This window comes from Phascolarctobacterium sp. ET69, from assembly GCF_023336935.1.
GTDB classification, from domain to species: Bacteria; Bacillota; Negativicutes; order Acidaminococcales; family Acidaminococcaceae; genus Fusicatenibacter_A; species Fusicatenibacter_A intestinipullorum.
Genome location: NZ_JAMBLR010000004.1, coordinates 25025 through 50258, shown reverse-complemented (window position 1 = coordinate 50258; position 25234 = coordinate 25025). Strand labels below are relative to the sequence as shown.

Here is a 25234-nt window from a genome sequence, read left to right as displayed (position 1 = left end):
TCGCTCCTATTCTTCTTAATTATAATTTTATACTAAATCGTTAAACGATTTTAGCCTTTTAAAAGTTCCTGGTATTTTTTACTGTCCAGTTTTTCAATCATTGCGGTAATAAGTTCCACTGCACCTTCATAATCGTCCAGATGAATAATGGACTGATGGCTGTGAATATAGCGCGTCGGTATGCTGAAGGTTAAGGTTAAAACACCGTCCCCGTGCAGATGAATACGTCCGCCGTCGGTAGCGCCGCCTTCGGAAATACTGATTTGCGTTGGTATTTTTAAATCTTTGGCAACCTTTGCCGCAAAATCACGCAGGGCAGTGTTCGGAATCATACCTGCATCAAAAATCGTAATGGCAATGCCTTCGCCTATTTTGGCAGGCGCAACATCATCTGCAACGCCCGGCGTGCCGCCTGCAACGCAGGTATCAATAACAAAGGCAACGTCCGGTTTTAAAAGGTTAACGCTGGTCTGCGCGCCGCGCAGGCCAACTTCTTCCTGCACGGTTGCCACGCCGTAAACAGTGTTGCCGTGTTTTTTGCCGGCCAGTTTATCCATAACGTCAGCCATTACAGCGCAGCCGATACGGTTATCCCAGGCTTTGCCAAGCAGTGTTTTACCGTCGGCCATAACTGCCATTTCGGCATACGGCGTAACCGGGCAGCCTTCAAAAACGCCAAATTTGCGTGCTTCTTTTTCATCCTTAACGCCGATATCAATATACATATCGCGTTTCTGCACTACTTTGGTGCGTTCCTCCGGCGTTAAAATGTGGGGCGGCTTGCTGCCGATAACACCCACCAAATCGCCTTTGCTGCCGTGTACGGTAACACGCTGGCCAAGCATAACCTGCTCCCACCAGCCGCCGAGGCAGACGAATTTTAAAAAGCCTTCTTTGGTAATATGCTTAACCATAAAACCAATTTCATCCATATGGCTTGCCAGCATAATTTTCGGCGCGTTTTCATCTGCCGAAGCATTGGTAAATACTACGCTTCCAAGTTTATCATAACTTACTTCCGCTTTGCCTGCAAGGCGTTCCTGCAAAAGTTCTTTCATTGGCGCTTCAAAGCCGGAAACGGCGTTTGTTTCCGAATATCTTTTAAGCCACGCCAGTTTGGTTTTTTTATCCATTTTAACGGCCTCCGTGTTTTCTCATTTCGGCAGCCTGTTCGCGCAGACGCGCTACACGTTCTTCAGTGCTGGGGTGAGTGCTGAACATTTGCTGCATGGTTTTTCTGCTGAACGGGCAAACTATAAACATATGCGCCGTAACTTCGGTTGCGCCCGGCATGGTGCGGCGCTGTGCATAAGCGTCAATTTTTAAAAGCGCGTCAGCCAGTGCGTCCGGGTCGCCGCTGAGTTCGCCGCCGCCTTCGTCAGCCATGTATTCACGGGAGCGGGATACAGCCATTTGAATTAAGGCCGCAGCAATAGGCGCCAGAATCATAATCAGCAGAGTAACGATAAAGTTGCCGCCGTTGTTGCCCTCGTCGTCGCTGTGGCCGCCGCCAAGGAACATGCCCCACTGGGCAATGGTTGTAATAATACCGGCCATGGTAGCCGCAATGGTGCTTATTAAAATATCGTTGTGCTTAACGTGGCTCAGTTCGTGGCCGAGCACACCGGCAATTTCGCGTTTGTCAAGCACGTCATACAGCGCTGTTGTTACTGCAACCGCAGCGTGTTCCGGGTTGCGGCCGGTAGCAAAAGCGTTAGGCACCGGGCTGTCGATAATATAAACCTTCGGCATCGGCAGGTTGCCGCGGCGGGCAAGCTCCTGCACCATTTTATATAATGCCGGCGCAGACTGTGCGTCAACTTCGCGCGCATTGTAATGCCTCAGCACCATTTTGTCGCTGTTCCAGTAAGCATAAAAGTTCATGATTACCGAAAAGCTGAGCATCACAATCATGCCCTGCAAACCGCCGAAATAATCGCCGATAAGCACTAAAAGCACGGTCAGTGCTGTCATTAAAAAAGCTGTTTTCATAATAATTTGTGTCCTCCTTCATTTCATAAAACAAAACACTGCAAAACATTTAAGGCAAAGCCCTATTAAATATTATAACAATTTTAAGATTAACTTTCAAATACCATATAAGCCATTAATGTAAAACTTCTGTGACAGGCACCAGTTTCAGCCCCGAAGCCTTAACCTCGTCTATAACCTGCTCCCAGGCGTTAACGGTATGCGGGCGCGCATGGCAAATGGCAATAGCGCTGCCGTATTTATCGGCAATGGCCGCAGCCTGCCAGATTTTTTTAATTATTTCGTCCTCGTTGGTGCTGTTGTCAAGGAAAATATTGTTGCGCCCTGTCGGTACGCCCATGCCTGCCGCCAGTTTATCGCCCAGCGATTTGGCATAGGTGTTGCTGTCTACAAAGAACAGCCCCTGGCGTTTAATTTCTTTTAAAACTGCGCGCATGGTGCGTTCATCGCTCGTTGCCTTACTGCCCTGATGGTTATTTACGCCGCTGATGCCCGGCAGGCTGTTAATCAGTTCGCCGGTAAGCTGCATAATGCGCTTGTCATCCATGCTGGTAAGCACCGTGCTTTTACCCTCGCTCATAGCCGAAGCGTTCATCGGCTCCATTGGCAGATGCAGCATAGCAACCTGGCCGCCGCCGTTAATTACATGCAGCGAATCGCTGCTGAAATCGCGGTACGGAATAATGGCAAAACTGAACGGCGCGCGCAAATTTACAAGGCGCTGCACCAGGTCTACATCATAGCCGCAGTCGTCAATTATTACGGCAAGCCTGCCGTGGTGGCTGCGTGTTGTGGTTTGCTCCTTTTTAATATCCTTATCAGGTTTATCCAAATTAAGGTTATGGTAAAAATAAACCGTATCCGTAACAAATTCTTTGGTGCCTTCACCGGCTTTAGTGCTGATGGCAATATCAAGCCTTACGGAATCCCAGTCGTTATAGGTTGTTTCTTCCATACGGACGGTTTTTAATTTGCTGCCTTCCAGCTTGCCAGCAAGCCAGTTTGCAGCGTCACGCAGCTGGGTATCGCGCGGAACGCCTATAGCCAGTTCACGCTTGTTCCAGATTACTTCTGCCCCGGAACGCTGTTTTTCCTTCTGGCTGCTGCGTCCGTTATCGGTAAGCTGCCAGTTGTCACGGGTCAGCAGAATATCGTCAACGGCCTTCTGCGCCGATTTTGATTCCTCCAGCAATTCTATCTGCGACGGACCTGTAATGCCCGTGTTTTCAACATCCTTTTCGGAACGTGAGGAAGCATAATAAATTCCCGCCGCTATGGCAGCGAGCAAAACCACTGCCAGCAAAAGAACGGTAAACCAGTTGGAAGATTTTTTGCTCCTGCCTCTTTTAGCCATAATGTCCTCCTTTAATCAGGCCCGCGGATGGGCTTTTGCGTAAATATCACGCAAGCGTTTATTTGTTAAATGCGTATAAATCTGCGTTGTGGAAATATCCGAATGCCCTAAAAGCTCCTGCACGCTGCGCAGGTCGGCACCGTTATCCAAAAGATGCGTGGCAAACGAATGGCGCAGAATATGCGGGGTAAGCGCTTTGTTGATGTTTGCTTTTCTGCCGTAGGCGCGGATAATCTGCCAGAAGCGCTGGCGCGTAAGTTCGTGCCCGCCGAAAGCCAGAAAAACTATGTTGGTGTTTCTGTCCTCATGCGTAAGTTTTGGGCGCACTTTTTCAAGGTACTGCTGCAAAAATTCCGCCGCAACAGAACCAAGCGGCACAATACGCTCTTTGCTGCCCTTGCCGAATGCAATGATATACTTCATGTTTAAATCAACGCGCTCCAGCGTAAGGTTAATAAGTTCGGAAACGCGCATGCCGGTAGCGTACAGCACTTCAAGCATCGTGCGGTCACGAAAACCCTCCGCTGTTGTTATATCGGGCTGGTTTAATAGGCGCACAACCTCGTCCTCGCTTAAAACGCGCGGCAGCTTAATGCCTTTGGTGCCTGCTTCAACAACTTCTGCCGGGTTAGCATCCATATAGCCTTCGGCAGTCATAAAGCGGTAAAACGCCTTAATGGCTGCCAGCTTGCGTGCAATGGTTGCCGCGGCAAGGCCTTTTTCCTTCAGCTGCGTCATATACCCGGTTATCTGCTCACGGCTTACATTAACCAGCGCATCGCTGTTTTTAAAGCCAAGCGTTTTGCAAAACAGGCGCAAATCACGCTCGTACGCCTGCCTGGTATTTGCCGAAAGGCCAAGCTCCACTGTTAAATATTCCAAAAAAAGCTGCATCCTGCCTGTCATAAAAATACCCTATATAAAGAAAAACAACGCCACAGCGCCGTTTTTCTTAGCTTTTTATTGTTGCTCACGTCTTTCCGGCTGCATAATTGTAATGTTTGCCGCCGGGGAAATTGTAGAAATGGCATGCTTATAAACAAGCTGCTGCTTGCCTTCGTTTTCTATAATAACGGTAAAATTATCAAACCCGCGTACCAGCCCCCTGATTTGGAAACCGTTCACAAGGTAAATAATTACGCCAAGGTTTTCCTTTCTGACATGGTTTAAAAAGCTGTCCTGCAAATTCATAGCCGGTTTTGCATTGTTCATGGTCATTTACAGCCCCTCCATAATTTTATTATTGTTATAATTTTAACCTATCTTAAACTTTTCTACAACTGTTTTAATCATTTCTGCCGTAACATTTTCGTAATTGGGTTCTGCGTCAAGGTTAAACCATTTTACATACGGCATTTTTTTATACCAGGTAAACTGCCTTTTGGCAAAATTGCGCGTTGCCTGCTTAATTTTGTCAACGGCGGTAGCCTTATCCCATTCGCCCTTTAAATACAGCACCGTCTGCCGGTAGCCGATAGCCTGCATGGACTGCGCCGTTTCCGGCACGCCTTCTTCAAGCAGGCGGCGCGTTTCTTCTATCAGCCCCTGCTCCAGCATAATATCCACGCGGCGGTTAATGCGCTCATACAGCACGCTGCGCTCCATGCGCAGGCCAAAAACAGCGGCGTCATAAACAAGTTCTTCGCTTTTGCTGTGCGAAAGGTCATCCCCGCTTTCGGCGGCTTCAATGGCGCGTATCACTCGGCGCGTGTTGTTAATATCTATTTTTCCGGCTTCTGCCGGTGCAGATTTTTCAAGCCTTGCATAAAGCGCGTCTTTGCCCTGCTCAGCCAAAAGCGCTTCAAGCTCCGCGCGCAGTGCGGAATCTTCACCTTTGGAGCTGAACTTGTAATCTTCAAGCAGCGCTTTAATATAAAGCCCCGTACCGCCAACTATAATGGGCAGTTTGCCGCGCGAGGTAATTTCATCAATCAAACGCTCTGCGCGTTCTTTAAAATCAACCACATTAAACGAGGCTTCCGGAGGCAGAATATCCACCATATGGTGCGGCACAAGCGCCAGTTCCTCCGTCGTTGGTTTGGCAGTGCCGATATCCATGCCGCGGTATACGAGCATTGAGTCGCCCGATATAATTTCGCCGTCCAGCGCCTGGGCGAGGGCTATGCCGCAGTGGCTTTTGCCCGTTGCCGTAGGGCCGAGAATAACGGCTATTTGCTTTTTCATAACTATCTCCTGATAATTCCGTATTTTACGCGGCTGTACCTGCCGCCCTGAATTTCCGTGCAGCCCAGGCTGCGCAGAAAACTTTCGCTGCGCTCTTTAATAACAACGCGCGGTGCAGCTTTCAGCGCCAGCTCTATTATCTCTGCGTTAACTTCCTTTTCGTAAGCCAGCGGCCGCAGCGGCTTCATGTTAGCCGAAGTTTTTACGCCGAAGCGGAACATCGGGTCAAAATAAACCGCGTCAAAACTGTCCGGCGACACATTCATCAAATAATCATCTGCCCTGGCATGTACAGCTTTTATTCTGCGCATGGCTGCGTCAACGTCTTGCCTGCCGGTTTCATAGCAGGCAAGCCCGCGCGCAACAACAAAAGCAAGCAGCGGCGATGCTTCCACGCCAACCACTTTGCCTGCTGCACCCACCGCGTAACTTGCCACAATGGCATCGCTGGCAAGCCCCAAAGTGCAGTCCAGCACCTTCATGCCCGGTTTTAAGGCCAACGCTTCTATTAAGTGGTCGCTTTCTCCCGCGGCAACGTGTTTTAAGCGCAAATCGGCCATGCTGGGGTGAAAAAAGAACCTGCCTTCTTCCGTAAACACCTGCGGGCCAAGCTTTGTTGCCACCAAAAGCGCGCTTACGTTATGTTTTTGGCACAGTTCTTCCAAACTGCCGCTGCGCCCGCGGCGCAGGTACGGCACGCCAAACCCCTGTGCCCAGACGCGCGCCTGCCACTGGAGCCCGCTGTTGCGCCCTGCCGTTACGGCAAATTTCTGCTGCATCATGTGCGTTTAAACATTTTATAAAGCTCTGCCGAGCTTATTTCTATCATACACGGGCGTCCGTGCGGGCAGGTAAACGGATGCTCCGTATTGCACAAATCAATAATCAGCTGGCGCATCTGGCGCATATTAAGCACCTCGCCTGCTTTTATCGCCGCCTTGCATGCCATCATGTGCAGCATGTTCTGGCGCAAATCGCTCGGGCTGATGTTTTTCATCTCGCTCAGCATTTTGGTTATCTCGCGGATAAAATCCTCCGCACCGTCCGCCTTTATATCGGCAGGCAGGCTGGAAACCCTTAAAAGCGCTTCACCGGCCGGTTCTATATCCACGCCGAGGCGCGAAAAATCTTCACGGTGCTTTTCGATAATTTCCGTATCGTGCGCGGTAACATCAATGTACAGCGGCATCAGCATGGTCTGCGCCGGTATGTTGTTGTGCGCGTTAACAAATTTATCGTACAAAATGCGCTCGTGCGCAGCATGCTGGTCAATTAAATACAGCGTGTCTTCGCTTTGGGCAATAATAAAGGTTTTGTCAACCTGCCCAATCGGCCAGATGCTTTCCGTTTCGTTATTAGTATCGGTAAAACCTATAACGTTAGCGCTAACTTCGTCCTGCTTTTTAAACTCCTCGCGCACTTCGTTAATGGTATAAACAGGCTCCTTTTTAGGCGGAGTGTATGTATATTCCACCTGTTTCCATACTTCGCTCTGCACGGGTTCAGGCTGCGGCTCATGTGCCGGAGCTGTTTTAAAAATATCTGCGTAAGCAGGCTTTGGCTGCTGCACCGGTGCCGGTTTCGGCACGCTCTGCTGTTTCGGCAGCGGCATACCGTCCGTAATAATGCCCTGCCCCACCGGCTTAAACACGGCAAGTTCGCTGTCCGGCAAAAGGTCAAGCGCCTGCTGAGGCTTGGCGCTCATTGGTTTTGTAAGTGCGTCTGTCAGCGCCTTATACATTGCTTTATAAATTACGCTGTCGTCGCTGAATTTTATTTCGCTTTTCTGCGGATGCACGTTAACGTCAATGGTGTGAGTATCAACCTCCACCATCAGCACAGCAAAGGGAAAACCGCTTTTCGGCACCTGCGACTGGTAAGCGTGGTCAATCGCCTTGCTTATCATGCGGTTGTTGATAATGCGGCCGTTAACCATAAAGGTCTGCCACTGGCGCGTGCCTTTTAACAAAGTAGGCTTACCGATATAGCCAGTAATTTTTACATCAGTGCCGGTAAAATCCACTTTTAAAAGTTCGTCACTAACTTTTTTGCCGTACAGGGCAGTAATGGCGTCAAACAAACTGCCGTTGCCGGGCGTGCTTAGCACCTCTTTATCGTTGCTTACAAGCTTAAAGCGCACATCCGGGCGCGAAAGCGCAAGCCGAGTTAAAAGTTCGTTAATATAGCGGCCTTCCGTTGCGTTGGTGCGCAAAAACTTACGGCGTGCCGGCACGTTAAAAAACAGGTTTTCCACAATAACCGTTGTGCCCGCCTGCCCGCCGGTCTGCTGGCATTCGCTCTGTTCGCCGCCGTCAATACGGATGCTCGTTGCAAATTCTTCGTCCGCCGGGCGCGTCAAAAGCTGAAAATTGCTTACGGACGCAATACTCGGCAAAGCCTCGCCGCGGAAGCCCAGTGTGTGCAGGCTCATTAAATCTTCCGCCGCGCGGATTTTGCTTGTTGCGTGGCGCAGCACCGCAAGTTTTGCATTGGCTTCCGTCATGCCGCTGCCGTCGTCCGCCACGCGGATATACTGCGTGCCGCCTTCAAAAATTGTAACATCTATCTTTCCGGCACCGGCGTCAAGGGCGTTTTCTACAAGTTCCTTAACTACCGAAGCCGGTTTTTCAACAACTTCACCGGCCGCAATCTGGTTGGCCGTGTTCTGGTCTAAAAGTTTTACTTCTGCGCTTACGGTCATAAAGCACCTCCTTCGCGCTTAGCCTCCTCCTGCAGTTTATATAATGTGTTCATAGCCTCAATGGGCGTCATGCTCATAACATCCATATTGGCAAGGCGCTGTTGCAAAGCGCTGCCAAACAGCGAGCCCATCATGCCGCTGTCCTGCGTCTGTGCCGGCTGCGCCTGTTTCGGCCCTTCGCTGTCGTATTCCTTTAAAAATTCGTTGGCGCGTTCAAGAACCTTCTTTGGCAGCCCCGCCAAGCGTGCAACATGTACGCCGTAGCTTTTATCGCTGCCGCCGCGCACAATGCGGCGCAAAAATACAATATCGTTGCCGCGTTCCTTAACCGCAACGCTGTAATTTTTTACGCCCTCCATAATGTTTTCCAGTTCAATAAGCTGATGGTAATGCGTGGCAAACAGCGTTTTGGCTTTAATTTTTTCGTGAATGTATTCCATAACGGCGCGGGCAATGCTCATACCGTCAAAAGTACTGGTGCCGCGGCCTACTTCGTCCAGAATAATAAGGCTGTTTCTGGTAGCGTATTTTAAAATCTGTGCCACCTCGTTCATTTCCACCATAAAGGTGCTTTGCCCCGTGGCAAGGTCGTCGCTTGCGCCTACGCGGGTAAAAATCTTATCTACCGGGCAAATGCTGGCTTGCCGCGCAGGAATAAAGCTGCCCATCTGCGTCATCAGCGTTAAAAGCGCAACCTGGCGCATATAGGTTGATTTGCCTGCCATGTTCGGCCCGGTAATAATAATCATGCGCTCGTCCGTACTGTTTAAGTTGGTATCGTTGGGCACAAAAATATCGCGCTCCAAAAGGCGCTCCACAACCGGGTGGCGCCCGTCAAGGATACGTATTTCACTGCGGTTGTTCAGTTCCGGCTTAATATAGTTGTATTTAAACGCCGCTTCTGCCAGCGAAGCCAGCACGTCGATATTGGCCAGCGCACGCGCGGTTTCCTGTATCTCCGGTATTTTGGCGCGTATCTGCTCGCGCAGATTGTTAAAAATATAATATTCAAGCTGTTCTATTTTTTCTTTGGCGCTTAAAATTTTGTTCTCAAAATCCTTCAGTTCCGGCACAATGTAGCGCTCGGCGTTAACAAGGGTCTGCTTGCGCACAAAATAATCCGGCACGGAAGCCGACTGACCCTTGCTGACTTCGATATAATAGCCGAAAACCTTGTTGTAACCTACTTTTAAAGTTTTAATGCCTGTTTCTTCTTTAATGCGCTGCTCAAAATTCTGCATCCATGTTTTGTTATCGCTGGCAATGCTGTGCAGCTCGTCCAGTTCCAAATCAAAGCCGGTGCGTATCATGCCGCCTTCACGGACGGAAAACGGCGGTTCATCCACAATCGCCGCTGCCAGAGTATCGTAAATTTCCTGATGCAAGTGGATGCCGGAGGCAAGATGCGCAAGCAGGCGGCTTGACGCATTGTTTAAAATCTCTTTTATGCCCGGCAGCACGGCAAGCGAGCTTCGCAGGGCTACCAAATCGCGGGCATTGGCGCTGCCTACTTCAATGCGGGAAATAATGCGTTCCAAATCGAAAACTTTTTTCATTTCTTCCGCAAGACCGGTACGCAGCTGCAAATTTTCCAAAAGCTCTTTCACTGCCTGCTGGCGTGCGTTTATCTGCGCCAAATCCAAAAGCGGGCACTCAATCCAGCTGCGGAGCTTGCGCGCGCCCATGCTGGTTACAGTAAAATCAAGCACATCCAGAAGCGTGCCGCGCTTAGTGCCGTCACGCATGTTTTTAACAAGCTCCAGATTACGTATAGCAGTGGCGTCAAGGTTCATAAATTTTTCCACTGCAATGCGCGTTAAGCGGTTTATATGCGTTAAATCCGCCTTAACAGTGCTGTGCAGATAGCGCAGCATATGCTCCGCCGCACTGTGTACAAGAGCGTCGCCACCGTATTCGCTATCAGCAAAATGCTGTTCAAAATAACCGGCATTTTCGTTTTCTTCCTGGTAAAAGGATATTGCACATTCCGGCAGCTTTGCCTTCAGCCATGCTTCCAGTTTTTCCCAGCCTTCAATGCCGCTGTATACCACAGCTTCCGCCGGCTGAATGCGGAACAGCTGCTCCTGTACCGCGCTCAGCATTTCGCTGCCTTCGCCGGTAAACCACTGGCACTCGCCGGTAGAAATATCTGCCGCTACAAGGCACAAACGCGCGCCGTCTTGCTGCAAAAACACCAGAAAACGGTTATGCTTGTCGTCCAAAAGCTGCTCGTTTAAAGCCGTGCCCGGCGTAATAATTTTTATAACCTTGCGTTCTACAATGCCTTTGGCAAGTTTGGGGTCTTCCACCTGCTCGCAAATGGCAATGCGGTAGCCTTTTTTTATCAGCTTGGCAATGTAGCCGTCAACACTGTGGTAAGGCACGCCGCACATGGGTATGCGTTCTTCAAGCCCTGCGGCACGCCCGGTTAAAGTAATATTCAGTTCGCGCGACGCCGTTAAGGCATCGTCAAAAAACATTTCGTAAAAATCGCCCAAACGGAAAAACAGCAGTTCATCCTGATGCTGGCGTTTAACCTCCAGATACTGCTGCACCATAGGCGTATAGTTTGCAGCCATTTTATTCTGCCTGTCCTTTCACAAGCCAAGTCTGCGCATTGCAGATTTTTACGTTAACCTTCTGCCCTGCTGTAAAAGTGCGCCCTTCCGTGGGCCACAGCACGAGTTTATTGGTGCGCGTCCTGCCGCTCCATACATTGGGGTTATTGGCGCTTGGCCCTTCGGCAAGCACCTCGTAGGTTTTGCCAACCATTTCTTCGTTGCGCTTCAGGCTGTTTTCGTTCTGCACGGCCATTAAACGGTTAAGGCGTGCTTTTTTAACGTCCAGCGGCACCTGACCTTCCATTTTGGCGGCAGGCGTACCGCTGCGCTTACTGTAAATAAAGGTGTAGGCAGCGTCAAAGCCAACCTCTTTTACAAGAGAAAGCGTTTCTTCAAAATCTTCTTCCGTTTCACCCGGGAAGCCCACAATTATATCGGTTGTAACAGCGGCGTCCGGCACATAGCGGCGAATCATTTTCACAAGTTCAAGGTACTGTTCGCGCGTGTAGCCGCGGTTCATCATTTTTAAAATGCGGCTGGAACCTGCCTGAAACGGCACATGGAAGTTTTCGCAGATGTGTTCACATTCCGCAACCGCCTGAATAACGTCCTCACCCATGTCGCGCGGATGGCTTGTCATATAGCGGATGCGCTCAACACCTGGCACATCGTTTACACGGCGCAGAAGTTTGGCAAACATGCCCTTTTCGCCAAAATCCTTGCCGTAGGAATTTACGTTCTGCCCAAGCAGGGTAAACTCTTTGTAGCCGTTAGCCACTGCCTGTTCAACTTCTTCCACAATGTTTTCAATGCTGCGGCTGCGCTCGCGCCCGCGCACATAAGGCACTATGCAGTAAGTGCAGAAATTGTTGCATCCGTACATAATTGGTATCCACGCCGAAAAACCGCTCTGGCGCACGCGGTTGCCTTCAAACTCGCTGTCAGCAATTATCATATCGTCATAAATGCGTCCGCCTTTGTCCGCCAGAAAATCTGTAAGAATTTTCTTAAAGCTGTTTACATGCGCAGTGCCTATTAATAAATCAATCTGCGGATGCTTTTTAATAAGCTTTTCGCCGTCTTTCTGCGCCATGCAGCCTGCCACGCAGATAACCTGCCCCGGATGGTTTTCCTTAACGCGCTTCAGTTCCCCGATTTTGCCCAAAATGCGTTTTTCCGCGCTTTCGCGCACGCAGCAGGTATTAACAACGATAATATCCGCATTATGGAAATCGTCCGCTTTGGCATAGCCCATTTCCTCCAGCTGCCCCGCATAGTGCTCGGCGTCGCTTTCGTTCATCTGGCACCCGTAATTGAGGATAAAATAAGTTTTTCCCTCAGCGGCATCAACAAAATTTTTATCTGAAATCATACTTACCTCCAAAAATCTCTAATAATAAATTATACCATAATTTAAACCTTTTCAGCAATTTTTGCAGTAAGCAACGGCTAATTTTACGCTGATTTTTATTTTAATTATAGCATACTTTGACTTTTGCGTTATGTTTGATATAATAATTATAGAAAAACAAACGGCTGCCGATAGACGGTCAGCCGCAAATAATGAAAAGTTGTTATAAGTAACGACCGTCAAAGTTTGCGAGGCTAATGGCGGCCGTTACTGTTTTTTAGCGTAGTCTTTTCCGAGGGCATAGCCAAGGGAAAATACTGTTATTGTATAACCTATAATGGTTAAAATATCAATAACTTCCACACTATCCCCTCCTGCATAGTATTTCCGTTTTACGGATTTCTATGTCAACGGAGGGTCACAGTCCCTCCGGGGAGGGCTAACCGCCTACCGTTATGGCAGCACATTTGCTTAGATAGTTTAACAGAAAAATATAATCCTGTAAAGATACTTTAAGCGCACCCGTTAACAGCGGATGCGCTTGTTGTTTTTATTATAAAATTTACCTGCCGTGCAGCCTGCGTTCTGCCTTTTCCGCATCATACGCAGCTTTCTGTTCAAAATAAAATTCGGGCGTCCAGCCTTTTTCCAGCATTCTTACAAGCAGTTTGCCGGTGTTGGCAGCATCGTCATAAGCAGTATGCCACAGACCTGCCGTGTCAACTTCCTGCTCCTCTGTTGCGCGTTTCAGCCCGGTTGTAAGCTCGTCGCCCTTCCACAGCTTGTATGCTTCGGCAAGGTCAAGGTAATCTTCATACTGAACCGGGTTTTCTATTTTATGGCGTTCGCAGCCGGTGTTTAAAACTTTGTAATCTTCCGTACCCCAGGCAACAAAATAAGTCTGCCCGGCTTCGTAAATTTCCGCCAGCTTCGCCACCATTTCCGGGTATTCAATGCCTTTTTTCATGTCTTTTTCGGTAATCATGCAAAAATCCATGCTGTCTTTTGCCTGTTTGGGGTAAAAATGCGGCTTTACAAAATTCTGTATTTTGCCGTCCTCTTTTAATTCAGCGCCAGTCAGCTTAACCGCACCAATTTCAATAATTTCCGAAAAAAATCCACGCGGCCGCCCAACCGGCTTGGTATATGTTGTAAACTCAAAATCCACCAGTAAAAAATCCTTCATTGTTACGCCTCTTTCATCAATTTATGTTAAAACGCTTAGTGCCTGTGCAGCAGCGCGCGTTCCACGCTCCAGTAAACCGCGTCCTGTCCAATCATATCGTATACGCCGCCGCGTTTAAGCATTTCCATTGCTTCATCCTGCAAACTGCAAAGGTAAATCTTTTTGCCGGCGTCCTTCATTTCCTGCACAATTTTGGCAAATTCCTGCACGCCGCTTATGTCAATATCCGGCACACCGCGCATTGAAAAATATACATAGCCGTAACGCTTTGCCTTTTTGGGTATCTCTTCAAGGCGTTCCGTATTGGCAAATACAATCGGCCCGTTAATGTAGCAAACCAGCCCGTCATCCGGCAAATCCTCAATTTCTTCGTGCAGGCGCTGCGGGTCAATTTCGTCGTAAGTAATACGCAGGTGCGAAAAACGCACAGCCTGCAAAACAAGCCCGATAATAACACCTATCATAATGGCGGTCGTCAGGTCAACAATAATCGTTGTCAGCATGGTAACAACAAATTTTAAAATAGCGCCTTTAAATTTGCCTTTTAAAATAAAATTAATCGTTACCCATTCGTTCATACGCCACGAAACCACCATCAAAACACCGGCCAGCGCCGCCAGCGGAATCTGGCTCATTACCGGCGCCAGCACAAACATGGCCAGCAAAATGCCAAGCGCGTGGAAAATGCCCGTCAGGCGCGTAACCGCACCGGATTTTATCGCCACGCTGGTACGCGCAATAGCCGCCGTTGCCGGAATGCCGCCAAAAAACGGCACTATGATGTTGCCAATGCCCTGCGCCAGAAGTTCACGGTTGCTGTCGAGCCTTGCGCCGGTCATACGCGAAGCAGTTGCGCCGCACAACAGGCTTTCAATCATCGCCAGCACCGCAATACTCACGGCAGGCGCCAAAAGCCCGATAACAGTACGGAAATCAAGCAGCGAAGCAAGCTCCAAGCGGTCATCCAAAATAAGCGTTGCCGGTATGTTGCCTACCACCGCCACATCAAGGTTCAGCGCAATATTGGCCGCCGTCGCCACAATAATGGCAAACAGCGAAGAAGGTATATACTTGCTGTACCGCATCGGAAACAGCAGCATCATCAGCATTACAAACAGGCCAATGCTCACCGCCGTCATATTCGGCTCAAAGCCAAGCTGCCAGTAACTTAAAAACTTCTCCGTTACGCTGCTGCCTTCGGAGGTAACGCCAAAAAAATTATCAATCTGCCCCATGGCAATAATAACGGCAATGCCGGAAGTAAAGCCGCTGATAACTGGCATCGGGATAAACGAAATAAGCTTGCCCAGATGCAGCACTCCTGCTATAACGAGGATAATGCCCGCAAGCACCGTAGCCACAAACACGCCCTGCAAACCGTACTGCGCAATAATGGACATCAATATCGCCGCCATAGCGCCCGTCGGCCCGGAAATTTGAAAATACGCCCCGCCCAGCGCGCTGATGATAACACCGGCAATAATTGCCGTTACAAGGCCCGATGCCGCCGTTGCGCCACTGCCAACACCAAAAGCCAGCGCCAGCGGAATAGCCACCGCCGTAACGGTAAGCCCGGCCATTAAATCCTGCATCAGCATCATTCTATCGTAATTGCGGAACTCTTTAATCAGGTCACGCTTAAACCTTTCCACCATCATTTTTACAGCAACCCCTTTGTTGTTAAATTAAAAACGCAATTTCATAAACAGCTTATGGCAATATTTTACCATAGCCGGAGCCGCCAAAACAGATGCCCAAAAAGAAAATTTACACGGTTTTGTTTTTACAGGCATTATTGCCCCTCAGCCATATAAACGCCTTTAAGCATTAAAAAATTTACCGGCAGCCAAAAATTTTTTAAATATTTTTTCGCCGCAGGTAAATTTTCGGTGTTAAAAATCCGTTTATGTGGGTGAGAATTTCTTTTCTTGTTCTCTTTTTTGTCTGTTTTTTCTCTTGTTCTTTTCTTTGCCGTATTACGTTCTTACCTTGTTCAGTATAAGTTAAAAGATTAGTATATATAATCTACCTTGTTCCCAATACTACTAACGTACGTAAGCAATAAAACCTAATGGGCTTGTTAAAAAGTAAGGAAGCAGAAAAAGCAGCAGTACGTTAGCAGCGTTTCTTGACAGTTTTATGCAAACAGGCACTATCTCCAAACTGAGATAGTGCCGTAAGCAGGGTTTTGCGCTAAACTTCATTTGCAGAATCATCCTGCAATAACTATGTAAAAGCACACAAAAACTCCCGTTAGTTTTGCGTGCCAACGGGAGTTTTGATAAAACAAAGCAAAAAAGCTTAAATTATAATTTTACTTACAGCACCAGCAGGCTCAAATCGCCAACGGCGTTAACTATGCCGCGTACTTCTTCAAGCATTGCCAGGCGGTTATTTTTAACGTTTTCGTCTTCGTCCATAACCATTACATTGTCAAAGAAGGTGTTAACAGGTTCAATAACCTTTTCACCTGCTTTTAAAACGGCAGCATAATCGTACAGTACAATTTCCGGAATAATTTCCTTGCTTACTGCTGCAACAACTTCATGCAGTTTGTTTTCGGATTCATCTTTAAACAGCGCGCCGCTGATTGCAACTTCTTTTTCGATTTTTTTGCACAGATTGCTTACGCGCACGGAAACCTGTACCAGAGGCTCAGCGTTGCCTGCTTCAACATAAGCAGCCAAAGCTTTGCAGCGTACTGCCAAATCTACCATATCGTCGTTGCGTTTATCGGCAAATACTGCATCGATAACGTCGTAACGGATACCCTGGTCCATCAAAAGGTTACGCAGGCGCTGTTTGAAGAATTCCATAATCTGCGGCACCAGTTTGCCGGTTTCTTCCGGTTTGATGTCCAACAGATACAAAGTACCGGCGATAATTTTAGCCAGTGAAATATGATAGTTTGCATCAAGCAGGATATTGATAACGCCAAGAGCCTGACGGCGCAGCGCATACGGGTCCTGAGAACCGGTAGGAGCAAGCCCGCGGCTGAAAGTAGCGCAGATGTTGTCGAGTTTGTCGCCGATGCCGACAATGCGGCCGATGGTTGTTGCCGGCAGTGCATCGCCTGCAAAACGCGGCAGATAGTGTTCAAAAATGCCGGTGGCAACTTCCGGTTTTTCGCCGTCCAGCAGCGCATATTCGCGGCCCATTACGCCCTGCAGTTCGGTAAATTCAATTACCATGCCGGTAACAAGGTCGGTTTTGCACAAAAGTGCGCAGCGGCGCAGTTCTTCTTCATCAACGGGGGTGTTAATGGCAAAGCGCAGCATTTCCGCCATTTTAACAAGGCGTTCGCTCTTGTCGTACATATTGCCCAGACCTTCCTGGAAGGAAACAGTTTTAAGTTTTTCCAGACGGTCTTCCAGTTTGATTGCACGGTCTTCGTTAAAGAAGAACTCGGCATCGCTCAAACGTGCGCGCAGTACGCGTTCATTGCCGTGGGTTACAATATCAAGGTGTTCGCTGCCGCCGTTGCGTACGGTAATAAATTTATTCAGCAGATTGCCGTCTTCGTCAAGCACAGGGAAATATCTCTGGTGCTCACGCATCGGGGTAATAATGCATTCTTTCGGCAGGCTCAGGAATTTTTCCTCAAACTTGCCGCACAAAGCGGTCGGCCACTCAACAAGGTAGTTTACTTCTTCAAGCAAATCTTCGTTAATCTCGGCTTCGCCGCCGTTCTGCGCAGCCAAATCCTTAATCTGCTGCAAAATCAGCGCACGGCGTTCATCCTGGTCAACCATTACAAAATTGTCGTACATAACTTTTTTGTAATCGCCGGCCGAAGGAATTTCCACAGCGCCTTTAACTCCTGCCAGAGCAGAATAAACTTTGTTGCCAACTTTGCTGAGCGCTGCGCTGAGTAAGCCCTGGCTTTCTGCCGCAGCTTTAAGCGACTGCTGCATAAAGCGGTGACCCATGCTGAATTTACCGCTTTTTACGCCGCAGATTTCAACAGGGATAATCTGGTCGCCAAAGAGTGCAACCATCCAGCGGATAGGACGTACAAAACGGAATTCGTAATCTGCCCAGCGCATGGTTTTCGGGAAACTTAAAGAAGTTAAAATGTCCATTAAAAGGCCCGGCAAAAGTTCAATAACGGGCTGACCTGCCAGATGTTTAACGGCATAAACGTAGTTGTCGCGTACAACAAGGTCTTTTACGTCAACGCCCTGGCCGCGCGCAAAACCCTGTGCAGCTTTGCTGGGTGCGCCGCTTACATAGGCAATTTTAACGGAAGGGCCTTTGGCTTCAACAACAACGTCAGCCTGTGTTTCGGCAACGCCGCCGGCAATAAAAGCCATACGGCGGGGAGTGCCGTAAACGGTAATATCTTCACAAGGAATACGCAGCTCCTGCATTTTAGCAGCTGCAAGTTCTTTTAACTGTTTTAAAATGCCGGGCATAAATTTAGCCGGTATTTCTTCGGTGCCAATTTCAAACAATAATTTTTCCATTATAAATTCTCCCCTTTCAGCATCGGGAAGCCGAGCTTCTCCCTTTGTTCAACATAAGCAGCGGCACACAGCCTTGCCATGGCGCGCACGCGGGCAATAAAGGCCGTTCTTTCGCTTACGCTGATTGCCCCGCGGGAATCGAGCAGGTTAAAGGTATGCGAGCATTTCAAAACATAGTCGTAAGCCGGGCGGATATAGCCTGCTTCGATTACGCGTTTCGCTTCTGCTTCGTACTTGTCAAACAAATCGAACAGTAAATCGGTATCGGCAATCTGGAAGTTGTAGTAGGACTGCTCAACTTCGTTGGTATGGAAAACATCACCGTAGGTAACGCCGTCAACCCACTGAATGTCGAATACGTTTTCCACGCCCTGAATGTACATGGCAAGGCGTTCCAAACCATAGGTAATTTCTACGCTGACGGGTTTAACGTCAATGCTGCCAACCTGCTGGAAATAGGTAAACTGGGTAATTTCCATGCCGTCCAGCCATACTTCCCAGCCAAGGCCCCAGGCGCCCAAAGTCGGGGATTCCCAGTTGTCCTCTACAAAGCGGATGTCGTGCTCATCCTGATGAATGCCGAGCTCGGCAAGGCTTTGCAGGTACAGCTCCTGAATATTATCCGGCGAAGGTTTAATAATAACCTGGAATTGATGATGCTGGAAAAGGCGGTTCGGGTTATCGCCGTAGCGTCCGTCCGCTGGGCGGCGGGAAGGCTCTACATAGGCCACGCGCCAGGGTTCAGGCCCAAGCACTCTTAAAAACGTGCGCGGGTTCATGGTACCTGCGCCTTTTTCAATATCGTAGGGCTGCGTTAAAATACATTTCTGTTCGCCCCAGAATTTTTGCAGCTTCAAAATAATTGTCTGAAAATCCATAATATCCCTCCTGTATTTGCGTTACAAAAACGAAAGCCCCCGTCTCTGTAACAATATTAGTTACAGGGACGGAGGCACAAATGCTTCCGCGGTTCCACCCTGCTTGGCTGCAATTTGCAGCCCGCCTCGATGTTTATATAATTTGGCTCCAAGACGCCTTCGCCGCTGTTGCCGGCTTACACCGCCCCGGCTCGCTGAATGTGCGGTTACTACTTCTTATCATTGCTTAACAGAAAATATACCAAATAACTGCTGTTTTGTCAATGCTTAAAAACCGGTCTGACTTAAAAAGCCGAGGCTTTTTAAAGGTTTGTCGGTCTGGAAAACGATAAAGCGCTGCAAAATTTTTTCAAGCTCCATCAAGGCGCCGCCGCGCACTTTAAAAGGCTGCGGGTTGTTAAAATCAAGCGTTAAAAGCTGCGCCATAAACTCCTGCGCTTCCGTACCGAACGGCAACTCTTCGCCACCGTGACAGTCATTGCACACAAGCCCGCCCTGCACCACGCTGAAATACGCATCGCCTTCTGCCGGTTTGCCGCAGTTTACGCAGCTCTGGCAATTTGGCAGAATGCCTGTTAAAAACAGCAGCTTTACTATGTAAGAAAGCGCCACCAGGCGCGGATTATGCTTTGTAAGCACGCTGCGCACAGCCAAAAGCAGTTCGTATATTTCTTCCTGCGGCTGATGTTCTTCAGTTAAGTTTTCCGTTACTTCCGCAATTAAAGCGGCATAAGCCATCTGCTTTAAATCAAACTGCAACGGGTAACTTATAAGTTCGCAGCTTTTTAAAGTGTCCAGCTTCTTGCCGGCAAAAAAGTTCATGTCAAGCACAGCAAACGGCTGCACCAGCCTGCCGCCGTTGGTACGTGCATACCGCGCTCCGTACGCCAGAAAACTTATTTTGCCGTGCCCGCGCGAAAAGCAGACTGCGTACTTATCCGCAGTCTGCCAGTTTTTAACCTTTAAAATTAGTGCTTCGTCGTTAAAACCTTTATCAGTCATTGCTATTCATCCGCATAAACAGGCATTTCCGGCTGCTTTGCCGCACGCACGCGCGTTACGCGGAAGCCTTCGGCACGCAGTACCTCAAAGCTCCAGCCGTCTACCTCAATTTTATCGCCGGGTTCAGGCTTGCGTTCCAGTAAGCCGAACACCAGCCCGCCGATGGTATCTTCTTCCGGCTCTTCAAATTTAATATGCAAAAGGTCGGTAATATCGTCAAGCAGCACCATGCCGTCAAACTCATAAGTGCCGTCGGCGCGGTGTACAACTTCTTCCTCCTTATCGGCGTCATGCTCGTCCTGAATGTCACCGACAATTTCCTCAAGCAAATCTTCCATGGTTACAAGCCCTGCCGTGCCGCCGTATTCATCGGCCACAACAACAAGCTGCACGCGTTTTTGCTGCATGGTCTGCAAAACCTTGCTTATATCCATGCTCTCCGGCACTACCATAATCGGGCTCATGCGCGAACGCATGTCAAAATTTTCCTTTTCGCTGTCTTTAATGTTAATAAGGCTGCGTACATGCACAACGCCTAGCACATGGTCCTTATCCTCATGCACCAGCGGGTAGCGTGTATGCCTTGTAGCCATCACTTTGGCAATGTTTTTTTCAAAACTGTCTTCAACGTACAGGCACACCATATCCTGACGCGGCACCATAACTTCACGCGCCACGCGGTCGGCAAAGTCAAAAACATTATCAAGCAGGCGGCTTTCCATATGGTCAAGCTTGCCGCCCTGTTCACTGGCGCTTACAATCATACGCAGTTCTTCCTCACTGCGCGAAATATCTTCCGTCGGTACCTTATCCATTTTTAATGCTTTAAGCACCGCCTTGGCTGCTTTATTAAAAAACACAACCAGCGGGTACATTAAATAATGGAAAAATATCAGCGGATAAGCTATTGCCATTGCCGCATGCTCCACATGCGCAAGGCTGATAACCCTCGGCACAAGCTCACCAAACACAACATGCACAAACACAATCAGCAAAAATGCGCATAAAACAACTACGCCATCGTCATACCAGTGCTCACCGATTAAGTCAAAGCCGTCAGCAATAATGCCTGCCAGAAGCGGGCCGCAGAACCAGCCCAAAATCAGCGATGACGCCGTTATGCCAAGCTGAACGGCGCTGATATAAGTATCACGCTTCTGCGTCATTTTAAGCACCAGCTCCGCACGGCTGTTGCCCTGTGCAATAAGTTCTTCAAGCCTTGCCGGGCGTATGCTTACCAAAGCGTATTCAGATACAACAAAAAATGCGTTTAAGCCTGTAATTAAAAGAGCGGCCAAAATTTTTAATAAATCCGCCACGTGACTGTCAATAAGTCATCTCTCCCCACATAAATAAATTAGCTGCTGTAGCCAAACTGTTTTAAGGCTTTGTCCTTGTTGCGCCAGTCGGGCTTAACTTTAACCCACAAATCCAAAAATACCTTGTCGCCCAAAAGCGCTTCAATGTCGCTGCGGGCTTCCAGGCCTATCTTTTTAAGCAGGCTGCCCTTGGCGCCTATAACAATGCCCTTCTGCGATTCGCGCTCCACAAAAATGGTAGCGCGGATATAAATATCGTTGTTGGTACGCACTTTAAATTCTTCAACCTCAACAGCAACGGAATGAGGAATTTCGTCGCGCGTATTTGTCAAAACTTTTTCGCGTATCATTTCAGCTGCAATTACGCGTTCCGGCTGGTCGGTTATCATGTCCTCATCATAATATGCAGGGCCTTCCGGCAGATGTTTGGTAATTTCATCAACCAGCGCTTTAAAATCAGTGTCCTGCAAGGCAGATACCGGCACCACGGCGGCAAAATTATAATCGTTTACGTAATTGGCAATAATTCCGAAAAGCTTTGATTTATCTTCAAGTTTATCAACTTTGTTGGCAACAAGTATTACCGTGGTTTTTACTTTTTTAAGCTGCTCGATAATGTAATCTTCGCCTGAGCCGCGTTTTTCGCTCACATCCACAACAAAAAGAATTACGTCTACCTCTTTTAACGTGCTTTCTGCCGCGCGCACCATGTACTGCCCAAGTTTGTGATGCGGTTTGTGAATGCCCGGCGTGTCGAGAAACATAATCTGCGCGTTATCAGTATTTAAAATGCACATAATTTTGTTGCGCGTTGTTTGCGGACGGTCGCTCATAATGGCAATTTTTTCGCCGATAAGCGCGTTTGTTAATGTGCTTTTGCCAACGTTAGGCCTTCCAACCATAGCGGCAAAGCCTGTGTAATGTTTGTTCTTTTCTATTTTATTTCTCTCCTTTGTTATTCATGCTTTCCTGCCCAAAACCGTAAGGCAGCAATTCTTCTGCCGACATGGTTTTGATTGCTTCCTTTAAATTGCCCATAACAACAATCGGTATGCCAAACTCGGCAATTACCTGCCGGCATGCTCCGCAGGGCGCTACCGGTTCGGGGCTGTCTGCCGCCACTGCCAGCATTTTAAACCTGCGCTCACCGGCGCCAACTGCCGCAAATATGGCGTTGCGCTCCGCGCAGCAGGTTAAGCCGTAACTGGCGTTTTCTATATTGCAGCCTGTATAAACCCTGCCGCTTTCGGCAAGCAGCGCTGCGCCTACGGCAAAGTGCGAATAAGGTGCATAGGCATTTTGGCGCGCTTTGCGCGCTATTTTCATCAGTTCTTTTGCGTCCATTATCTGCCGCCTTCTAAAAATTCCTCGCTCAGTTCAATCTCGCGCAGGGCTTCTTCTTCTTTGGCACGCATAATTACCTTGTCTTCTTCCGTCATGTGGTCATAACCGAGCAGATGCAAAAGCCCATGTACGGCAAGGTAAACCACTTCGCGCGTCAGCCCGTGCCCAAATTCTTCACCCTGGCGCTGCGCAGTTTCGGCAGAAATTATAATATCGCCCAAAAGATGTTCTTCCGGCGCGTCTAACAGTTCCGGCTCATCTTCGCCGCCTTCGTCAAGCGCAAAGCTTAAAACATCAGTCGGGCGATCAACATCCCTGTATTCACGGTTCAGGCGGTGTATTTCTTCGTCGTCAACAATGGTAATGTCAACTTCCGTCTGCTCTGTAAGCCCGTGCAGGCGTGCAGCAGCATTCAGCCCGGCAACAAGCCTGCTCTTTAAAGCATCATCTATTACTATTTTGTCCTGGTCATTTTCTAACGTTATCAGCATGTTTTTTCTCCCGTTTATGCTTTTCTTTTTCGTATTCTTCGTAAGCGCGGATAACGGCACCGACAATTTCGTGGCGCACAACATCCGTTTCGCCAAAATTTACCACGCCAATACCGGGAGTATTGCGCAAAATATAGGCGGCCTGCTTTAAACCGCTCTTTTTGCCGCCCGGCAGGTCTATCTGGGTAACGTCACCTGTTATAACCATTTTAGAGCCGAAGCCGAAACGGGTTAAAAACATCTTCATCTGCTCCGGCGTAGTATTCTGCGCCTCGTCCAAGATGATAAACGCTTCGTTCAGCGTGCGTCCGCGCATATACGCCAGCGGCGCAACCTCAATCGTGCCGCGGGTAATATATTTCTGAAAGGTTTCATTGCCAAGCATGTCATAAAGCGCATCATACAAAGGGCGCAGGTAAGGGTCAACTTTATCCTGCATATCGCCGGGCAAAAAGCCTAATTTTTCACCGGCTTCAACGGCAGGACGCGTTAAAATAATGCGCTCAACTTCTTTGTTTTTCAGCGCCTTAACCGCAAGCGCCACGGCCAGGTAAGTTTTGCCTGTACCGGCAGGCCCTATGCCAATGGTTATCGCATTACGGCGGATTGCATCAATATAATTCCACTGCCCCAGTGTTTTTGCCTTAACCTGTCTGCCGCGCCTTGTTACGATAATCGTATCGGCATACATGCGGTGCAGTGCGTCAAGCTGCGCTTCGGCAATCATGCGTATGCTGTAACGCACATCGTGCGTGGTAATGGCAGCACCCTGACGCTCCAAAAACAGCAGCTCCTTAAAAAGGTTCTCCAGCTGCTTAACTTCTTCTTCGCTGCCGCTGAAACTGATTACATTACCGCGCGCTACGATTTTAGCGTCATAACACTCCTGAATAACGCGCAAAAGTTCGTCATTACGCCCCAGAATGGCCAGCATCTCCTGCTGGTCCTGTACTTCAATCAAGCCTTCGCTTTGCATTAAAGTCAAGTCCGCGCTCCTTTCATTACTGCTTAATGGTTATTTTGTTAATTACAACATCTTTTAAAGGTTTATCGTTAGCATCGGTTGCCACTTTGCCAATGCGGTAAACAACTTCCATGCCTTTGGTTACTTTGCCAAACACGGCATGTTTGCCGTCAAGCCACGGGCAGTCGCGCAGCGTGATGAAAAACTGGCTGCCGCCGGTATCAGGGCCTGCGTTAGCCATGGAAAGTACGCCCGGCCCGTCGTGAAGCAGCTTGCTGTTGAACTCATCTTTAATGGTGTAGCCGGGGCCGCCCATACCGGTTCCCGTCGGGTCGCCGCCCTGAATCATGAAATTATCAATAACGCGGTGAAAAATTACGCCGTTGTAAAAACCTTTGTTGGCAAGGTCAATAAAATTTTTGCAGGTATTCGGCGCCAAATCGGTTGCCAGAGCCACTTCAAAATTGCCCATATTGGTTTCAAACACCGCCGTTGCCGGAGGCATTGCTTCTTTCTGCGGTTCGCTGCCGCAGGCACTTACAGCCACGCTGCACATAAGCATTATTAACAGTAACAGTTTTTTCAAAACCATTCCTCCCAAAATTTAAAAATAGTTATAAGTATATTATACCTCTTAAAAGACTCGCGCGTCAAAAATTACAGGCGCGAACGCAGCCAGCCGATAACTTCTTCCGCCGCTTTATTGCTGTGATTGGTAAAACTGTGGTCGGCGCCGTTTACAATAACCAGTTTCTTCGGCCGCCCTGCAAGAGCAAAGCTGCGCTGCGCCTGCTCTACATTCACCGTTTCATCCTCACTGCCGTGAATTACAAGCAGCGGGCGTTTCTGCCACGCTTTAAGCATTGCCTGCAAATCGTAATTATCAAGGTCACTTACAAAATCCGGCGTCAGCGTAATACTGCCGCGTTCATCCTCCAAATTAAGCGTTTCTCCGTTTTTTAAACGGTTGTAATTATCAGTGCCCAGTGCATTTTTAAAAGTAGCGTGCAAATCATTCGGCGTTGCCCATAAAGCAAGCCCGGCAATTTCACTGCGGCGCGAAGCAGTAACCAACGAAGCCGCTCCGCCCATGCTGCGCCCCAGTAAAAAAATACGCGGATTTTTATATTCTTTCATTGCAAAATCAAGCACAGAATTCAGTTCTTCAATCTGATGCGAAAGAATCTGGCTGCCGGTAAAATTAAAACGCAGAACGTTCACAAACAGCGACGCCATCTGTGAAAGATACGCCGCCCTGCCGCCACCTTCCATACTGCCGCGGAAACCGTGCGCCATTATTAAAAGGTTGTTCGGCGCCTCGTCATCCTGGCACGGCTGAAACTTAGCGTCCATATCGCCATACGGACCGCTGATTTTTAAAGGTTCATCAAATTTAACTTTCATTATACAATCCTTCTTTTATATGGTTATGCTTATATTA

22 protein-coding genes are annotated in these 25234 nt (G+C 48.6%); all 22 read right to left on the bottom strand.

Translation table 11 applies throughout. From position 1 onward, the window contains the following. Nucleotides 1-50: 50 nt before the first annotated feature. Nucleotides 51-1133, bottom strand: a complete 1083-nt coding sequence (locus M3079_RS07180) for a M42 family metallopeptidase (protein ID WP_249078311.1) — start codon at nt 1131-1133, stop codon at nt 51-53. A 1-nt stretch (nt 1134) separates the two neighbouring features. Beyond that, nucleotides 1135-1992, bottom strand: a complete 858-nt coding sequence (gene htpX, locus M3079_RS07175) for a zinc metalloprotease HtpX (RefSeq protein WP_249078310.1) — start codon at nt 1990-1992, stop codon at nt 1135-1137. A gap of 115 nt (nt 1993-2107) precedes the next feature. Then, nucleotides 2108-3346: a divergent polysaccharide deacetylase family protein gene (locus M3079_RS07170; RefSeq protein ID WP_249078308.1), complete on the bottom strand. Its 1239-nt coding sequence runs from the start codon at nt 3344-3346 to the stop codon at nt 2108-2110. A 15-nt stretch (nt 3347-3361) separates the two neighbouring features. Further along, nucleotides 3362-4252: a site-specific tyrosine recombinase XerD gene (gene xerD, locus M3079_RS07165; protein ID WP_349293359.1), complete on the bottom strand. Its 891-nt coding sequence runs from the start codon at nt 4250-4252 to the stop codon at nt 3362-3364. 54 nt (nt 4253-4306) lie between these two features. Further along, the gene (gene hfq, locus M3079_RS07160; RefSeq protein ID WP_044896903.1) at nt 4307-4558 is read right to left on the bottom strand and encodes an RNA chaperone Hfq; all 252 of its coding nucleotides are present in this window, start codon (nt 4556-4558) and stop codon (nt 4307-4309) included. 42 nt (nt 4559-4600) lie between these two features. Continuing rightward, nucleotides 4601-5530 (bottom strand): tRNA (adenosine(37)-N6)-dimethylallyltransferase MiaA, encoded by a 930-nt coding sequence (gene miaA / locus M3079_RS07155; protein ID WP_249078304.1) that lies wholly within the window; start codon nt 5528-5530, stop codon nt 4601-4603. A gap of 2 nt (nt 5531-5532) precedes the next feature. Then, nucleotides 5533-6312, bottom strand: a complete 780-nt coding sequence (locus tag M3079_RS07150; RefSeq protein WP_249078302.1) for a class I SAM-dependent methyltransferase — start codon at nt 6310-6312, stop codon at nt 5533-5535. After that, nucleotides 6309-8231: a DNA mismatch repair endonuclease MutL gene (gene mutL / locus M3079_RS07145; RefSeq protein ID WP_249078300.1), complete on the bottom strand. Its 1923-nt coding sequence runs from the start codon at nt 8229-8231 to the stop codon at nt 6309-6311. The genes M3079_RS07150 and mutL overlap by 4 nt, the downstream gene beginning before the upstream one ends. Then, nucleotides 8228-10810, bottom strand: a complete 2583-nt coding sequence (gene mutS / locus M3079_RS07140; RefSeq protein WP_249078299.1) for a DNA mismatch repair protein MutS — start codon at nt 10808-10810, stop codon at nt 8228-8230. Before mutS ends, mutL begins: the two co-directional genes overlap by 4 nt. A gap of 1 nt (nt 10811) precedes the next feature. Beyond that, on the bottom strand, nt 10812-12164 hold the full coding sequence (gene miaB / locus M3079_RS07135) for a tRNA (N6-isopentenyl adenosine(37)-C2)-methylthiotransferase MiaB (RefSeq protein ID WP_249078296.1): 1353 nt from the start codon (nt 12162-12164) through the stop codon (nt 10812-10814). A gap of 541 nt (nt 12165-12705) precedes the next feature. Then, entirely contained in the window at nt 12706-13329 is a 624-nt protein-coding gene (locus M3079_RS07130) for an exonuclease domain-containing protein (RefSeq protein WP_249078294.1), read from the bottom strand. 35 nt (nt 13330-13364) lie between these two features. Next, nucleotides 13365-14987, bottom strand: coding sequence for a SulP family inorganic anion transporter (locus tag M3079_RS07125; protein ID WP_249078292.1), 1623 nt, complete (start codon nt 14985-14987; stop codon nt 13365-13367). Nucleotides 14988-15647: 660 nt separating this feature from the next. After that, nucleotides 15648-17795, bottom strand: a complete 2148-nt coding sequence (glyS, locus tag M3079_RS07120) for a glycine--tRNA ligase subunit beta (RefSeq protein ID WP_249078291.1) — start codon at nt 17793-17795, stop codon at nt 15648-15650. Next, nucleotides 17795-18673, bottom strand: coding sequence for a glycine--tRNA ligase subunit alpha (gene glyQ / locus M3079_RS07115; RefSeq protein ID WP_021716168.1), 879 nt, complete (start codon nt 18671-18673; stop codon nt 17795-17797). Before glyQ ends, glyS begins: the two co-directional genes overlap by 1 nt. A gap of 267 nt (nt 18674-18940) precedes the next feature. Beyond that, the gene (gene recO, locus M3079_RS07110) at nt 18941-19675 is read right to left on the bottom strand and encodes a DNA repair protein RecO (RefSeq protein ID WP_249078288.1); all 735 of its coding nucleotides are present in this window, start codon (nt 19673-19675) and stop codon (nt 18941-18943) included. Nucleotides 19676-19677: 2 nt separating this feature from the next. Next, complete coding sequence (locus M3079_RS07105; RefSeq protein ID WP_249078286.1) at nt 19678-20973, bottom strand: hemolysin family protein; 1296 nt, start codon at nt 20971-20973, stop codon at nt 19678-19680. Between the two features lie 59 nt (nt 20974-21032). Continuing rightward, nucleotides 21033-21932 carry a GTPase Era gene (gene era, locus M3079_RS07100; RefSeq protein WP_349293360.1) on the bottom strand — a complete coding sequence of 300 codons (900 nt, stop codon included), beginning with the start codon at nt 21930-21932 and terminating at the stop codon, nt 21033-21035. 1 nt (nt 21933) lies between these two features. After that, the gene (locus M3079_RS07095; protein WP_249078282.1) at nt 21934-22338 is read right to left on the bottom strand and encodes a cytidine deaminase; all 405 of its coding nucleotides are present in this window, start codon (nt 22336-22338) and stop codon (nt 21934-21936) included. Next, nucleotides 22338-22829 (bottom strand): rRNA maturation RNase YbeY, encoded by a 492-nt coding sequence (gene ybeY, locus M3079_RS07090; RefSeq protein ID WP_249078280.1) that lies wholly within the window; start codon nt 22827-22829, stop codon nt 22338-22340. The genes M3079_RS07095 and ybeY overlap by 1 nt, the downstream gene beginning before the upstream one ends. Next, on the bottom strand, nt 22807-23805 hold the full coding sequence (locus M3079_RS07085) for a PhoH family protein (RefSeq protein ID WP_044896861.1): 999 nt from the start codon (nt 23803-23805) through the stop codon (nt 22807-22809). Before M3079_RS07085 ends, ybeY begins: the two co-directional genes overlap by 23 nt. 25 nt (nt 23806-23830) lie before the next feature. Then, nucleotides 23831-24385: a peptidylprolyl isomerase gene (locus M3079_RS07080; RefSeq protein ID WP_349293358.1), complete on the bottom strand. Its 555-nt coding sequence runs from the start codon at nt 24383-24385 to the stop codon at nt 23831-23833. Nucleotides 24386-24450: 65 nt separating this feature from the next. Beyond that, nucleotides 24451-25197, bottom strand: a complete 747-nt coding sequence (locus M3079_RS07075; RefSeq protein WP_249078276.1) for a YqiA/YcfP family alpha/beta fold hydrolase — start codon at nt 25195-25197, stop codon at nt 24451-24453. Between the last annotated feature and the right edge of the window lie 37 nt (nt 25198-25234).